This window comes from Tomitella biformata AHU 1821 (assembly GCF_000524475.1).
Classification (GTDB): domain Bacteria; phylum Actinomycetota; class Actinomycetes; order Mycobacteriales; family Mycobacteriaceae; genus Tomitella; species Tomitella biformata.
Window position 1 is genome coordinate 1 of record NZ_BAVQ01000090.1, and the last position, 14,073, is coordinate 14,073.

Here is a 14,073-nt window from a genome sequence, read left to right on the forward strand (position 1 = left end):
CGCTGCCTCTACGACGGCACCATCAACCAACAGCAATTCCAACAATTGGTCTCCGCCACCGATCTTGTCGACGGTTGGCCCAGCGCCCCGCACGTCGACAAACAGATCGCGCAAGAGCTCTGCGACAACGGCGCCGGCTCCACCCGCCGTCTGCGCGACCTCGCGAACCGGGCGATCTTCGCCCATGACCCCGACGCGATGCGCCGCCGCGCCGAACAGGCCTTGGTCCGGCGCACCGCCACACTCCGCCCCCGGCCCGATGGGATGGCGCATTTTGGGATCACCGCCGCCGCGGAAGATGGGCAGTTGGCGATGGCCGCGGTCGAAGCACTGATTGCCGCTGCGATCTGCCCCCACGATCCGCGCAAGAAGAACGCCCGCCGCTCCGACGCCGCGATGCAGACGCTCCAAGGCCTCGCGGTCATGTGTCAGTGCGAGCGCGAGGATTGCGCCGCCACCCCATCGGAAGGCGGTATGAGTGATCGGCATGCCCGGATTGTTGTGCACGTGATCTGCCAGGACGAGACCCTCAACGAGGACAGTTCCGGATCGGACGGCGACGGCGATCCGGACGAAGACAATCCAGACGAGGGGCCTGGTGATGACGGTTCGGGCGATGGCGGCCCCAGTCCCGACAGTGACAGTGACAGTGACAGCCCAGTTGATGACCGGCCGGGCGATTCCGGGCCTCGTGAGTCGGAGCGTTCGGGGTTCCTCGACGGCTATGGCGTGATCACGGCCGACCACGTCCGTGCCATCGCGGCACGGCCTGATGCGATTGTCAGGCCGTTGAACCCAAAGCCCGGGCAAACACTGCCCACCCATCAGCCGGGGGATCCGTACCGGTTCTCCGCCGCACTCGACACCTTCATCCGCGCGAGGGACGGCTACTGCGTGTTCCCGGGGTGCAATAAACCAGCGTGGGCGTCGGATCTCGATCATGTTGACGAGTTCAACCACCGCCATCCCGCGGCGGGCGGGCAAACCTGCGCGCGCGATGCCAACACCAAATGCCGCTACCACCATCTGATCAAAACATTCGGGGAGTGGCTCGACGATCAGTTTGTCGATGCCGAGGGCTTTACCCGGGTCACGGTGACCAGCCCGGATGGCATCACGGTCCTTGGCCGCGGCCACAACAACGAGGCCCTGTTCCCAGCGTTGCGGACGGTGCGGTTCCAGAAACCGCCACCACGCGGACCCACCACCACACCGGATGATCTCGACTCTGGCGGTCCTGGTCCGCAGCGTTCCCGCACGAGGACGGCGGACAAGCATGCGCGGCGACGTCGTGCACGCGAGCTCAACCGCCGCCTACGCGAACTTCACGACCTCGGCCCACCAGCCGATGACCGCCGCTGAGCCGGCCGCGGTACGGAGGTTCTAGCTCATCTCGACAACTAGGCCGTGCGCCGAAGCGTAGGAGATGGCCTGCTCCATCTCGATCTTCACGCCGCGCAGCGAGGCGCTGGTCCACAGGCCCGCATCCACGCGCGCGCCACGTAGGTCCGCCTCGTCGAGCTTGAGCCCGCCGGTGCGCGCGCCGGTTAGGTCCGCATTGCGAAGGATCGCCTTGCGCAGGTCGGCGCGCACCAGGTTCGCCTCGCGCAAGCGGCAGCCGGACAGGTCCACGCCGCGCAGGTCGATCTCGCCGAGGGCGGTCAGCGTGAAGTCCACCTCCACCAGCTTGAGCGGGCGCACCCGGGTGTCGCTGAAGACGCTGCCCATGAAGCTCGAATGGGCGAAGACGCTCTGCCACATGCTGGTGTACTCGAAGTGGCAGTTGCGGAATGCGCTGCCGGAGTGCTCGGAGTCGATGAGGGTGGCGCCGGTGAAATCGCAGCCGTTGAATGTGACGTTCTCGGTGCGCAGGCCGGTCAGCTCGGCATCGCGGAAGCTGCAGTCCGTATAGGTGCGGCCGCGCCAGGACTCCTGGGTGAAATCCGCGTCAGAGTAGTTCTCGCCGTCGAAGTGCTGGTCGTCAAGATCGGTGCCGGTCATGACGACCAGTGTGCCTTGGACCCGGACCCCGGCTTGGCGCCCAGTGGGTGTGGGCCGCGAATCGGTGTCTGATCTTTTCCGGATCGGCAATCCATGGCAGCGGGAGTGCTGGTGTGAAACTCTGGACGGCATGGCGAAACACCGAGCAGACGAGCGCGCGCCGGACCACGGACATGACCACGCGCCGCCGCCCGAGGAGACAGGGCCGGAGTATTGGGACGAGCGCTACCGCGAGCACCACGCGATGTGGAGCGGAAACCCGAACGCCCAGCTCGAGATCGAGGCCTCGAAGCTGGCTCCGGGCCGGGCCCTCGAGGTCGGCGCGGGGGAGGGGGCCGACGCGATTTGGCTGGCCGACCACGGTTGGACGGTGACGGCCGTCGACATCTCGCAGGTGGCCCTCGACCGCGCGCGGGGGCATGCCGGGGATCGGGCCATCACGTGGTTGCAGGCGGATCTGCTTGAGTGGACGCCGCCGGTGGAGGGCTTCGACCTGGTCAGCGCCCAATACTTCCACCTGGAGGAGCCGGACTTCACGCGCGCGATGATGACGCTGGCGTCTGCGGTGGCGCGGGGCGGCACGCTACTCGTTGCGGGACACGCGCCCGTGCACCTGGACTTCGGCGACCATCGGCACGGCATGCTGCTGACACCGGCGGAGATCCGGGCGGTGCTCGCCGAGGCGCCGGGCGAGTGGGAGACCATCACAGCGGAGACGCGCACCCGGCCAGCAGTCGAGCACCCGTCGGGCCAGACGGAACTGACGGACGCCGTGGTGGTGATCAAGCGACACTAGAACTCCGACGACCCTAGAACTCCGACGACCCTAGAGCTCCGACGACGCTGGGGCTCAGGCGCGGCGGATCAGGTAGGTGTCCATGACCCAGCCGCGGGCGCTGGCGGCGCGCTCGCGGGCCGCGTGGATATCCTCGAGCACCTTCGACAGTCGTCCGGCGACGAGCTCCTCGTCCGGCGTCCCGAGGTTCGCGCCCCAATAGATATCCCAGTCGCCGGGCAGGGCTGCGGCGGCAAGGTCCTTGTCCAGCATGACAACGATGTTGTCCGCCCCGGCCGCGACATCACGGGCCAGCCCTCGCCCGGTGGTGATCGTGATCGGACCGCCAATGCGATTGAGCACCAGTCGATGTCGAGCTGCGAGGAGTTGCACGCTGCTCACGCCCGGCAGCACCTCATACTCTAGTTCCAGGTTGCCGCGCGTGCGGATGCGCTCGACGACTCGGATGGTGGAGTCGTACAGGCTCGGATCGCCCCAGACGAGGAATGCGCATGTGCCGCCCTCGGGGACCTCCGCGGCGATCACGGACTCGTAGGCGGCGGCGCGGGCCTCGTGCCAATCCCGCACAGCCGCACCGTAATCCGTCGGGTCGCGGTCCCGCTCGGGATCAGGCACCTTGATCACGCGGTAGTCGGTGGCGGCTCGATGGCGTCGCAGGATGGCCTTGCGCAGGGTCTCCAGGTCGTCGACGCCTCTATTCTTCGCGGCCACCAGGAACACGTCGGCGTCATTGATCGCGGCGACGGCCTCGACCGTGAGCTGGTCCAGCCCGCCGGCCCCAATGCCGATCAGCAACGCGCGTCGCATCAGCCGCGGTCCTCCAGATCGCCCTCGACGTCGAGGTACGCCTGGCGCATGTCGGCCAAGGTGTTCGGGTCGGGCTCGGCCCAGAGCCCGCGGTCGGCGGCCTCGGTGAGCCGCTCGATGATCCCTCGGAGGGCCCAGGGGTTGGCGTCGCGCAGGAAATCCTGGTTGACCTGGTCTAGGGCGTAGGTCTGGGCGAGGGACTCGTACATCCAGTCGTGTACCACGCCTGTGGTGGCGTCGTAGCCGAAGAGGTAGTCGACGGTCGCGGACATCTCGAACGCGCCCTTATATCCGTGCCGGCGCATCGCCTCGAGCCAGCGCGGGTTGACCACGCGGGAGCGGAAGACCCGGGCGGTCTCCTCGGCGAGCGAGCGGGTGCGGATCGCGTCGGGCACGGTGGAGTCGCCGATATAGGAGCGCGGGGCGCGGCCGGTGAGCGCGCGGACGGTGGCGATCATGCCGCCGTGGTACTGGAAGTAGTCGTCGGAGTCGGCGATGTCGTGCTCGCGGGTGTCGGTGTTCTTCGCGGCCACGGCGATGCGCTTGTAGTTCGAGGCCATGTCCTCGGCGGCCGGCTCTCCGTGCAGGTCGCGGCCGTAGGCGAAGCCGCCCCAGGAGGTGTAGACCTCGGCGAGGTCGCCGTCGTCGCGCCAGTTGCCGGACTCGATCAGCGGCAGGATGCCCGCGCCGTACGCGCCCGGCTTGGAGCCGAAGATCCTTGTGCGGGCGCGTCTTTCATCGCCGTGCTCGGCGATATCGCGCTCGGCGTGGGCCTTGATGAAGTTCATCTCGCCGGGCTCGTCGAGCGTCGCGACCATCTCGAAGGCGTCGTCGAGCATGCCGATCACGTGCGGGAACGCGTCGCGGAAGAACCCCGAGATGCGGACGGTGACGTCGATGCGCGGTCGGCCGAGCTCCTTGAGGTCGATGACCGCCAGATCCGTGATCCGGCGGGACTCGGCGTCCCAGCGGGGCCGAACGCCGATGAGGGCTAGGACCTCTGCGATATCGTCGCCCGCGGTGCGCATGGCGGAGGTGCCCCACACCGAGAGCCCGACGGACGGCGGGTACTCCCCGGTCTCGGACTTATAGCGCTCGAGGAGGGAGTCGGCCATTGCCGCGCCGGTCTCGTAGGCGAGCTGGCTGGGGACGGCCTTCGGGTCGACGGTGTAGAAGTTACGGCCGGTGGGCAGCACGTTGACCAGGCCGCGCAGCGGGGAGCCGGACGGGCCGGCGGGGATGTAGCCGCCGTCGAGCGCGTGCAGGATGGCGGTCATCTCGTTGGTGGTCGCCGCCAGGCGCGGCACGATCTGCTCGGCCGCGAACTCGAGGATCTCGGTGACCGGAGCATCCTCGCGCCCAAGGGTTTCCAGCACGACGACGGGCGCCTCCGCGGCGGCCCAACCGGCGTCCTCCATCGCGATGACCAGCGTGCGGGCGGTCTTCTCGGCGGCGTCGGTGGCCTTGGAATCAGCCCCCTCCGCCAGACCGAGGGCGGTCCGCAGGCCCGGCAGCGCGTGGGACTTGCCGCCCCAGATCTGCGCGGCGCGGAGCATGGAGACGACCAGGTTGATGCGGCCCTCGCGGTCGGGGGCCTCGCCGAGGATATGCAGGCCGTCGCGGATCTGCGCATCCTTGATCTCGCACAGCCAGCCGTCGACGTCCAGGAGGAATTCGTCGAAGACCTCCTCGTCGGGCCGGTTCTCGAGGCCCAAGTCGCGGTCGAGCTTCGCGGCCTCCATGAGCGTCCAGATCTGCGCGCGGATGGCCGGTAGTTTCGACGGGTCCATCGCGGAGATGTTCGCGTGCTCGTCGAGCAGTTGCTCCAGGCGCGCGATGTCGCCGTAGGACTCGGCGCGGGCCATGGGCGGGATGAGGTGATCGATGATGATCGCGTGCGCGCGCCGCTTGGCCTGCGCGCCCTCGCCGGGGTCGTTGACCAGGAACGGATAGATCAGCGGCAGGTTGCCGATCGCGGCGTCGGTGCCGCACGACGCCGACAGCCCCGCGTTCTTGCCGGGCAACCACTCAAGCGAGCCGTGCTTGCCCAGGTGCACGACGGCGTGCGCGCCGAACTCGTTCTCCACCCAGCGGTAGGCGGCCAGATAGTGGTGCGAGGGCGGCATATCGGGGCTGTGGTAGATCGCCACCGGGTTCTCGCCGAACCCGCGCGGCGGTTGGATCATGATGACGACGTTGCCAGCCTGCAGGGTCGCGAGGACGATCGCTCCGTCGGCATCCACAAACAGCTCGCCGACGCCGTCGCCCCACGTCTCGCGCATCGCGTCGGTTAGCTCGGTGGGCAGGTGCTTGGTCCACTCCCGATACTGCTCGGGGCTCACCCGCACGGGATTGCCAGCGAGGTCCTCGGCGGTAAGCCACTCCTCGTCCTGGCCGCCCGCGGCGATCAGCGAGTGGATCAGGAGGTTCCCTTCCTCGGCATCGTCGCCGCTGGGATCCATTGAGAGCCAGGGCCGCTCGTCGGGTGAGCCCAGGTTGTATCCCGCGTCGTGCATGGCGCGCAGCAGGCGCACCGCGGAGACGGGGGTGTCCAGGCCGACGGCGTTGCCTACGCGGGAGTGTTTCGTCGGGTACGCGGAGAGCACTATCGCGACCTTGCGCTCCGCCGGCGGGACGTGCCGCAGGACCGCGTGGCCGACGGCGATGCCCGCGACGCGGCGGCAACGCTCCGGGTCGGTGACGTAGTGGGGCAGGCCGTCGCGGTCGAACTCCTTGAACGAGAAGGCGGTGGTGATGATGCGGCCGTCGAACTCGGGGACCGCGATCTGGCTGGCGGAGTCCATGGGCGAGACGCCCTCGTCGGAGCCGGCCCAAGTGTCTCGGTCCCAGGTCAGGCACAGCGCCTGCAGGATGGGGATGTCCAGCTCGGCGAGCGCCGCCACATCCCAGGACTCGTCGTCGCCGCCGGCGCTGGCCTGCGCGGGCTTGGTGCCGCCGGCCGCGAGCACGGTGACCACGAGGGCGTCCAGGGTGGACAGTTCGGCCAGCAGATCGGCTGGCGCGCCGCGCAGCGAGGAGCAGAAAATCGGGATGCCGACGGCTTTGCCGGTCTCATCGACGGCGTCGGCCAGGTCCTGGGCGAAGCCGCTGTTGCCGCTGGCGTGGTGGGCGCGGTAGTAGAGGATCCCGACCTTGGGGAGTGTGCTGTCCGCGCGGGAGATCCCCCAGGTGGGCAGCTCGGCAGGCGGCTCGAACACGTCGCCCGTCATCAGCAGCGTGTCGGACAGGAAGCCGTGCAGTTGCGCCAGGTTCTCGGGGCCGCCGAACGCCAGGTAGTGGTGCGTCTGCGCGGCGGTGCCGACGGGGACTGTGGAGTGGCCCATCAGCTCGGCGTCGGGGGTCTGCTCGCCGCCGAGCACCACCACGGGGGCGGTCCCGGCGAGGACCTGGTCGAGGCCGTCCTGCCAGGAGCGGGCGGAGCCGAGGATCCGGACGATCACCACGTCCGCGCCGTCGAGCAGCCTGGTCAGCCCTGTGGCGTCGAGGCGGGTGGGGTTGCCGAGCGCGAAGTCGGCCCCAGACGCCCGGGCAGACAGCAAATCCGTGTCGGACGTCGACAAAAGCACAATTCGAGTCATGTCTCTCCCAAAACCCTCGTGGATATGACAGTCGCGGTCGGTCTCCTGGCTTACGGATCAACGCTGGTCAGACGGCCTTCCCGGGCTTGCGCCCAGTGGCCCCCTCGGCAAGATCTGCCTCGGGAAAGTCTGCTCAACTACTCGTTTACAGTGGCGAGGGCCGCGCCGGTTTCACACCGGCTTCCCGTTAACCACGACTGGCTAGAGGGTAGCTGACGCCCATTTCCGGCTGTGCCAGTATGTGCCGGTGCCATCCTCGATCCTCGATCTTCCATCCCCCGACCGCTGCCCCGGCGCGCTGCGGCCGCACGCCGCGGCCGACGGCGCGCTGGTCCGCCTGAGGCTGCCCGGCGGGCAGATTTCGGCGACGGCGCTGACGGCGCTGGGGACGCTGTCCGGCGAGTTCGGCGACGGCGACGTGCACCTCACTTCCCGAGGTAACCTGCAGATCAGAGGGCTTTCAGACCCGCTGCCCGAGGCCTTCATCGCGGGGCTCGTCGAGACTGGGTTGCTGCCGTCCCCAACGCACGAGCGGGCACGCAACATCGTGGCCTCACCGCTGAGTGGTATCGCGGGCGGGCGCGCGGACATTCGGTCGCTGGTCCCAGAGCTAGACCGGCTGCTGTGCGCGGATCCAGGCCTCGAGGGGCTCTCGGGCCGGTTCCTGTTCGGCGTGGACGACGGCCGCGGAGACCTCTCCGGTCTGCGTCCCGACGTGTGGGCCCGCTTCGAGGATGGCGGCTCGGCGCGGCTCGGCGTCGGCGCGTTCGCGGGCCCCCTCGTGGCGGCGGGCGATGTCCCCGTCGGGATGCTGGATCTCGCCCGCGCATTCCTCGCCACCGCGGGGGGCGTGTGGAACACGCGGAAGCTGCCCGACGGCGGCCGCGGGTTGCTCTCGTCGCCTGAGCCGGACGCGCCGCCGCAGTCGGAGCCGATGCGCTACGGGCTCCTCGATGGGGCGGCCTCCGTATTGGCTCCGTTGGGTGTGCTTGGGCCGCAACAGATCTCCGCGCTCGGAGGCGGCAGTGACGTAGTGGTGACACCCTGGCGCGGGCTGGTCCTGGCCGGCGTCACCGACCTGGCCCCGTTGGCGGCCGTCGGGCTTGCGGTGACCGCCGACTCGGCGTGGGCCAGGGTCACGGCCTGCGTCGGCGCACCGGGCTGCGCGAAATCTGCCGGGGACACCCGGGTCGTAGCTCGAAAGCTCGCGGCTGCCGGAGCGCCGCATCCAGTCCATGTCATCGGGTGCGAGCGATCTTGCGGCGCACCGACTTTCGACCACGATCGTGTTCTTGTCAGGAGTATGCAGTGAACCACATCATCAGCGCGCCGCCGCGCCGCTACGAGTACGAGACGGACGGGGCGGCCATCTACGTCGCGTCCTTCGCGACGATCCGCGCGGAGGCCGACCTATCCGTGATCCCCGCGGAGGCGGAGAAGGTGGCGGTGCGGATGGTGCACGCCTGCGGGCAGGTCGACCTCACACGGGACCTCGTCATCCATCCCCAGCTCGTCTCCTCCGCGCGGGCCGCGCTGCAGGCCGGCGCGCCGATCTTCACCGACGCGAACATGGTGGCCTCCGGCGTCACTCGGAAGCGTCTGCCCGCGGACAACGACGTGATCTGCATGCTCCGCGATGAGCGGGTGCTCGGGCTCGCGGAGCGTTGGGGCACAACGCGTTCCGCCGCCGCCGTCTCCCTGTGGGGTGATCGACTCGAGGGCGCCATCGTCTCGATCGGCAACGCGCCCACGGCCCTGTTCCACCTGCTCGAGCTCATCGACGCGGGCGGCCCCCGCCCCGCCGCGATCATCGGCGTGCCCGTCGGGTTCATCGGGGCGGCGGAGTCCAAAGACGCCCTGGCCGCCCACGGGCTCGGCATCCCATTTCTAACCGTGCGTGGCCGCCGCGGCGGCTCCGCAATGGCGTCCTCGGCCATCAACTCGATTGCGCAGGAGCAGGAATGACTCTTTACGGTGTGGGCCTGGGCCCCGGAGACCCAGAGCTGGTCACCCGCAAGGCGGCCCGGCTGGTCGCCGAGGCGGACGTCATCGCCTACTACTCCGGCACCCACGGCCGCTCGATCGCGCGCGGGATCGCCGCCGACCTGATTCCGGAGGGCGTGATCGAGGTCCCGATGGTCTACCCCGTGACAACGGGGACCACGGATCATCCTGGCGGCTACGACGGCGCCATCGCGGAGTTCTACGACGAGATGGCCGAGATCCTCGCCGGACACCTGGCCGCCGACCGCACCGTGGTGGTGCTCGCCGAGGGCGACCCGATGTTCTACGGCTCCTATATGTATCTTCACGACCGGCTCGCCTCGCGCTTCCCCGCCGAGGTGGTGCCGGGCGTGACCTCCGTGTCTGCCGCGTCGGCCGCCGCCGCGCTGCCGCTGGTGCGCCGCACCGATGTCATGACGATCCTGCCCGGCACGCTGCCCGAGGCCGAGCTCGCGCGCAGGCTCGCGGACTCCGACGGCGTCGCGATCATGAAGCTTGGCCGCACGTTCCCGGCCGTGCGCTCGGCGCTGGCGCAGGCCGGACGGCTCGACGACGCGGTCTACGTCGAGCGCGCGTCGATGGCCGAGCAGACGATGTGCCCGGTGCGCGAGGTCGACCCGGCCACCGTCCCGTACTTCTCCGTGATCCTCGCGCCGGGGGACAGCGCCCCGCGCAACCGCGGCGTCGAGGACCGTTCCCGCGCGGTCGTCTCAGAAACTGCCGTGGTGCCGGCGCCGTCGGGTGCGGAGGTCCTCGTCGTCGGCGTCGGACCGGCTGGCCCCGAGTGGGTCACCCCCGAGGTGAGCGACGCGTTGGCGCAGGTAGAGCACCTGATCGGCTACGGCCCCTACGTGGATCGCGTCCCCGTGCGGGCGGGGCAGCTGCGGCACTCCACCGGCAATACCGTCGAGGTCGACCGCGCCCGGCACGCCCTCGACTTGGCGCTGGGCGGGGAGTCCGTGGCCGTGATCTCCGGCGGCGACGCGGGCGTGTTCGGCATGGCCGCCGCCGTGTTCGAGGCCGCACAGGACCCCAAGTACGCGCAGGTGGGAATCAGGGTGCTGCCCGGTGTGAGCGCGGTGCAGGCCGTCGCGGCCCGCGCCGGCGCGCCCATCGGCGGCGATTTCGCGGTGCTGAGCCTGTCCGACCGGCTCAAGCCGTGGCCGGTGATCGAGCGCCGCCTCGCCGCGGTCGCTGGCGCCGACCTCGTGCTCGCGGTCTACAACCCGGCCTCGCGCTCGCGCACCACGCAGGTCTCGGACGCGCGCAAGGTGCTCATGCGGCACCGGCCCGCGGAGACCGTCGTGGTGATCGGCCGCGACATCGGCCGGCCGGGCGAGACCCTCGAGGTCACCACCCTCGGCGAGCTCGACTGCGAGAGCGTCGACATGAAGTGCCTGCTCATCGTCGGCTCATCGAACACCGTCGTCACCGAGTCCGGACGGGTGTGGACGGCGCGGTCGGTCAGAGGTCCGCGATCTTGAGCACCAGCTTTCCGGTGTTCCGGCCGTCGAAGAGCATGTTCAGCGTCCGGCCGAAATCGGCGACACCGCCGGCCTCCACCTGCTCGCGGGCGACGAGGCTGCCGTCGCGGACAGCGCCGCTCAGCGCCGCCATGGCCTCCGGGTACCGGTCGGCGTAGTCGAAGATGATGAAACCGGCCATGGTGGCCCGGTTGATCAGCAGCGACAGATAGCGGGACGGGCCGGGCGGTGGCTCGGTGGCGTTGTAGCCGGAGATCGCCCCACAGATCACGACGCGGGCGTTCCTGCGCAGCACGGCGAGGGCCGAGTTGAGGATGTCGCCGCCCACGTTGTCGAAGTACACATCGATGCCCTTGGGCGCCGCCTCGTGCAGGGCGCGGCCGAAGGACCCCGCCCGGTAGTCGATAGCGGCGTCGAAGCCCAACTCCTCTGTGAGCCAGGCGCATTTCTCGGGGCCGCCGGCGATGCCGATCACCCGGCACCCCCTGCTCTTCGCGATCTGCCCGGCGACGCTGCCCACGGCCCCCGCCGCGCCGGAGATCAAGACGGTGTCGCCCGCGACGATCTTGCCGACATCGATCAGGCCGAAGTACGCCGTCATGCCCGGGAATCCGAGCGCGCCCAGCCAGGCGGCGGGCGGCGCCACCGACTCGTCGACCGCCATCGCGCCGGTCCCATCCGACACCGCATACTCGCAGGCACCGAACATTCCGGACACCAACTGGCCCACCGCGAACCCCTCATGGCGCGACTCGACCACCCGGCCCACGGCATGGGCCCGCATCACCTCGCCGATCTGGACCGGCGGCACGTAGGAGCGGACGTCATCTAGCCAGCCGCGCATCGCCGGATCGAGGGAGAGGTAGCCGACCTGGACGGTGAACTCACCCGGGCCGGGCTCGGGTGCGGGCTCCGTGGTGATCTCCCACGTGGAGTCGTCGGGGAGGCCGACGGGGCGCTGGGCCAGTCGGACCTGGGTATTGCTGGGGGCCATGGTGGTTCCTTCCAGGGTGTGGAGCGGTTGGGGCGGGTAGCCGCCCTCGCACCCAGTCTCGCACCGCGATCGACGCGGTGGCGTCTTGTCCCGTTCGTAAAATCATAGTAATGTCCAGACATGTGTCTAGTATTAGTTTTGAGTCCACCCGGCGTCGGCTCACACCCAAGCAGGCTGACACCGTCAGCAAGTTGTGCGATGCGGCCGTCGCGGTGCTCCGCGAAGAGGATTTCGCCGGACTGACCGTGCGCATGGTCGCGGCGCATGCGGGAGTCGGCCCGGCCACCGCGTACACCTATTTCTCGTCGAAGGAGCATCTGGTCGCCGAGGTCTTCTGGCGTCGGCTCTCGCAGTCGCCGCGGCACGATCTGAACGGTCTGGACCAGAAGGCGCGGGTGGTCGCGGTACTCCGCGATATCGCTCTGCTGCTCGCCGATGAGCCAGGGCTCTCCTCCGCGGTCACCAATGCCCTGCTCGGCAGCGACCCCGACGTCGAGCATCTGCGCATGCGGATCGGGGTGGAGATCCACGGGCGCCTGGAAGCGGCTCTGGGGGAGGGTTTCGACCCGGACGTCCTCGAGACGTTGGAACTGCTTTACGCGGGGGCGCTGCTTCGGGCGGGCATGGGCTACGGCACCTATGAGCGGCTCGCGGACCGGCTAGAACTGGCCGCGACGATGATTTTGGGCGGCGCCTGACCGGAGCAGCCCACAGCACAGTGGTTGATCGACCGAATCAAGGGAGAACGCATGGCCAACACGTTCGCGGACCTATTCGAGCATGCGGTGGATGCGATGGGGGATCGGATAGCCCTGATCGCGGAGGGCCGGCAGCTGACCTACCGGGAGCTTGATGAGCGTGCGAACCGGCTCGCGCACCACCTGGCGTCGGCCGGTTTCGGGGCCGGCTCGCACATCGGCATCCAGATGCACAATTCGATCGAGACCATGGAGGCGGTGCTGGCCGCCTTCAAGATCCGCGCGGTCCCCCTGACCGTCAACTACCGCTATACCGCAGACGAGCTGACGTACCTCTATGACGACGCCGACCTGGACGCGCTGGTCTTCCACCGGGGGTTCGGTGACCTCGTCGCGGAGGTCGCGGCCGCCAGCCCGCGGATGCGGCATCTGATCGAGGTGCCGGATGTGCTGGCGCCCGCAGACCCCGACGCGCCAGTGACCGTCCCCGGCGCAGTGCGCTACGAGCAGGAGCTCGCGGCCGCGTCGTCGGATCGCGGCTTCGACGAACGCAGCGGCGACGACGTGTACATCCTCTACACCGGCGGCACCACCGGGCGGCCCAAGGGCGTGGTGTGGCGTCAGGAGGACATGTGGCGGGTGCTCGGGGGCGGCCAAGACTTCTTCACCGGTGAGCCGATGGCCGATGAGTACCAGCAGTCCCGCCTCGGGCTGGCCAGCGAGCAGATGCGCCTGCTAGTGCTGCCGCCGCTCATCCACACCTCCGCGCTGATGCCCACCTTCACCGCGCTGTTCGCGGGCAACATCGTGATCTACGACGCGAAATTCGACGCCGCCCGGACGTGGGAGCTGATCGGCCGACACGGCGCGACGGTGATGGTGATTACCGGGGACGCGATGGGACGGCCGCTGGTCGACGCGCTTGCGGGCGCCACGGCGGACGTGTCGAGCCTGGGCGTGGTCGCCTCCGACGCGGCACTGTTCTCCGGGGCGGTCAAGGACGACTTCTTCGCGGCGCTGCCCAACCTGCTGATCTCCGATTCGGTGGGCTCCTCCGAGACGGGCTTCGGCGGCATCGGGTTCGCCACCAAGGGATTCGAACAGCGTGGTGGGCCGAAGGTGGGGGCCAACAAGTATTCGGTCGTCGTCGACGACGAGAACCGGGTGCTGGCGCCGGGCTCCGGGTCGGAGGGCTGGCTGGCGAAGATCGGCAATGTCCCGCTGGGCTACTACAAGGACCCGGTGAAGTCGGCGGAGATCTTCCGCGAGATCGACGGCGGGCGGGCCGTGGTGACCGGGGATCGGGCCCGGATCGAGGACGACGGCTCGATCACGCTGCTCGGTCGCGGCAACATGGTGATCAACGCCGGCGGCGAGAAGGTGTTCACCGAGGAGGTCGAGGCGACAGTCAAGGCCCACCCAGAGATTTACGACGCCATCGTGATCGGGGTGCCAGACGAGCGCTGGGGCCACCGCGTCGCGGCCGTGGTGCAGGCGCGCGACGGGCGGGTGCCGGACTTTGCCAGCGTGGAGCAGCACAGCCGCAGCCACCTGGCCGGCTATAAGATCCCCCGGGCGTTCTGGATCGTCGCCGAGGTGGTGCGCAGCCCCAGCGGCAAGCCGGACTACCGCTGGGCGAAGGAGCTCGCGGCGAGTCGCGGGCCCGACCACTGCGTCGACTAAACCCGCC

At 69.4% G+C, this 14,073-nt stretch carries 11 protein-coding genes and 1 riboswitch; of the genes, 7 read left to right on the forward strand and 4 right to left on the reverse strand.

Annotation, left to right across the window (positions count from 1 at the left end):
* Positions 1–1,362: DUF222 domain-containing protein (locus TBIF_RS22105; protein WP_024796920.1), on the forward strand; the 1,362-nt coding region annotated here is incomplete at its 5' end.
* A gap of 21 nt (positions 1,363–1,383) precedes the next feature.
* Here TBIF_RS22105 and TBIF_RS22110 read toward each other — a convergent pair.
* Positions 1,384–2,001, reverse strand: a complete 618-nt coding sequence (locus TBIF_RS22110; protein ID WP_024796921.1) for a pentapeptide repeat-containing protein — start codon at positions 1,999–2,001, stop codon at positions 1,384–1,386.
* A 130-nt stretch (positions 2,002–2,131) separates the two neighbouring features.
* Here TBIF_RS22110 and TBIF_RS22115 point away from each other — a divergent pair, with 130 nt between their 5' ends.
* On the forward strand, positions 2,132–2,797 hold the full coding sequence (locus TBIF_RS22115) for a class I SAM-dependent methyltransferase (RefSeq protein ID WP_024796922.1): 666 nt from the start codon (positions 2,132–2,134) through the stop codon (positions 2,795–2,797).
* A gap of 54 nt (positions 2,798–2,851) precedes the next feature.
* On the opposite strand, the gene cobF is transcribed toward TBIF_RS22115, so the two are convergent.
* Together cobF and cobN are read right to left on the reverse strand one after the other, a co-directional pair.
* Complete coding sequence (gene cobF, locus TBIF_RS22120; protein WP_200182744.1) at positions 2,852–3,604, reverse strand: precorrin-6A synthase (deacetylating); 753 nt, start codon at positions 3,602–3,604, stop codon at positions 2,852–2,854.
* A complete protein-coding gene (gene cobN, locus TBIF_RS22125; protein WP_024796924.1) occupies positions 3,604–7,203 on the reverse strand; it encodes a cobaltochelatase subunit CobN in 3,600 nt (1,199 codons plus the stop codon). Before cobN ends, cobF begins: the two co-directional genes overlap by 1 nt.
* 18 nt (positions 7,204–7,221) lie before the next feature.
* Positions 7,222–7,414, reverse strand: a riboswitch (cobalamin riboswitch).
* 36 nt (positions 7,415–7,450) lie between these two features.
* Here cobN and TBIF_RS22130 point away from each other — a divergent pair.
* Genes TBIF_RS22130 through TBIF_RS22140 form a run of 3 tightly spaced genes read left to right on the forward strand, consistent with a single transcriptional unit; the run spans position 7,451 to position 10,691 of the window.
* Complete coding sequence (locus TBIF_RS22130; protein WP_038172412.1) at positions 7,451–8,515, forward strand: ferredoxin-like domain-containing protein; 1,065 nt, start codon at positions 7,451–7,453, stop codon at positions 8,513–8,515.
* Positions 8,512–9,168: a precorrin-8X methylmutase gene (locus TBIF_RS22135; protein WP_235174948.1), complete on the forward strand. Its 657-nt coding sequence runs from the start codon at positions 8,512–8,514 to the stop codon at positions 9,166–9,168. The genes TBIF_RS22130 and TBIF_RS22135 overlap by 4 nt, the downstream gene beginning before the upstream one ends.
* Positions 9,165–10,691: a precorrin-2 C(20)-methyltransferase gene (locus TBIF_RS22140; RefSeq protein WP_024796927.1), complete on the forward strand. Its 1,527-nt coding sequence runs from the start codon at positions 9,165–9,167 to the stop codon at positions 10,689–10,691. Before TBIF_RS22135 ends, TBIF_RS22140 begins: the two co-directional genes overlap by 4 nt.
* On the opposite strand, the gene TBIF_RS22145 is transcribed toward TBIF_RS22140, so the two are convergent.
* The gene (locus tag TBIF_RS22145; protein ID WP_024796928.1) at positions 10,672–11,685 is read right to left on the reverse strand and encodes an NADP-dependent oxidoreductase; all 1,014 of its coding nucleotides are present in this window, start codon (positions 11,683–11,685) and stop codon (positions 10,672–10,674) included. The two genes, TBIF_RS22140 and TBIF_RS22145, sit on opposite strands and share 20 nt — an antisense overlap.
* Positions 11,686–11,816: 131 nt before the next feature.
* Between TBIF_RS22145 and TBIF_RS22150 the strand changes: the two genes are divergently transcribed.
* Together TBIF_RS22150 and TBIF_RS22155 are read left to right on the forward strand one after the other, a co-directional pair.
* Positions 11,817–12,383 (forward strand): TetR/AcrR family transcriptional regulator, encoded by a 567-nt coding sequence (locus TBIF_RS22150; protein WP_024796929.1) that lies wholly within the window; start codon positions 11,817–11,819, stop codon positions 12,381–12,383.
* A 51-nt stretch (positions 12,384–12,434) separates the two neighbouring features.
* Positions 12,435–14,066 carry an acyl-CoA synthetase gene (locus TBIF_RS22155; RefSeq protein WP_024796930.1) on the forward strand — a complete coding sequence of 544 codons (1,632 nt, stop codon included), beginning with the start codon at positions 12,435–12,437 and terminating at the stop codon, positions 14,064–14,066.
* Positions 14,067–14,073 lie beyond the last annotated feature (7 nt).

Excerpts from the sequence above, each read along its gene's own strand:
- TBIF_RS22110 (WP_024796921.1), bottom strand. The coding sequence starts at position 2,001 with ATGACCGGCACCGATCTTGACGACCAGCACTTCGACGGCGAGAACTAC.
- TBIF_RS22115 (WP_024796922.1), top strand. The coding sequence starts at position 2,132 with ATGGCGAAACACCGAGCAGACGAGCGCGCGCCGGACCACGGACATGAC.
- cobF (WP_200182744.1), bottom strand. The coding sequence starts at position 3,604 with ATGCGACGCGCGTTGCTGATCGGCATTGGGGCCGGCGGGCTGGACCAG.
- cobN (WP_024796924.1), bottom strand. The coding sequence starts at position 7,203 with ATGACTCGAATTGTGCTTTTGTCGACGTCCGACACGGATTTGCTGTCT.
- TBIF_RS22140 (WP_024796927.1), top strand. The coding sequence starts at position 9,165 with ATGACTCTTTACGGTGTGGGCCTGGGCCCCGGAGACCCAGAGCTGGTC.
- TBIF_RS22145 (WP_024796928.1), bottom strand. The coding sequence starts at position 11,685 with ATGGCCCCCAGCAATACCCAGGTCCGACTGGCCCAGCGCCCCGTCGGC.
- TBIF_RS22155 (WP_024796930.1), top strand. The coding sequence starts at position 12,435 with ATGGCCAACACGTTCGCGGACCTATTCGAGCATGCGGTGGATGCGATG.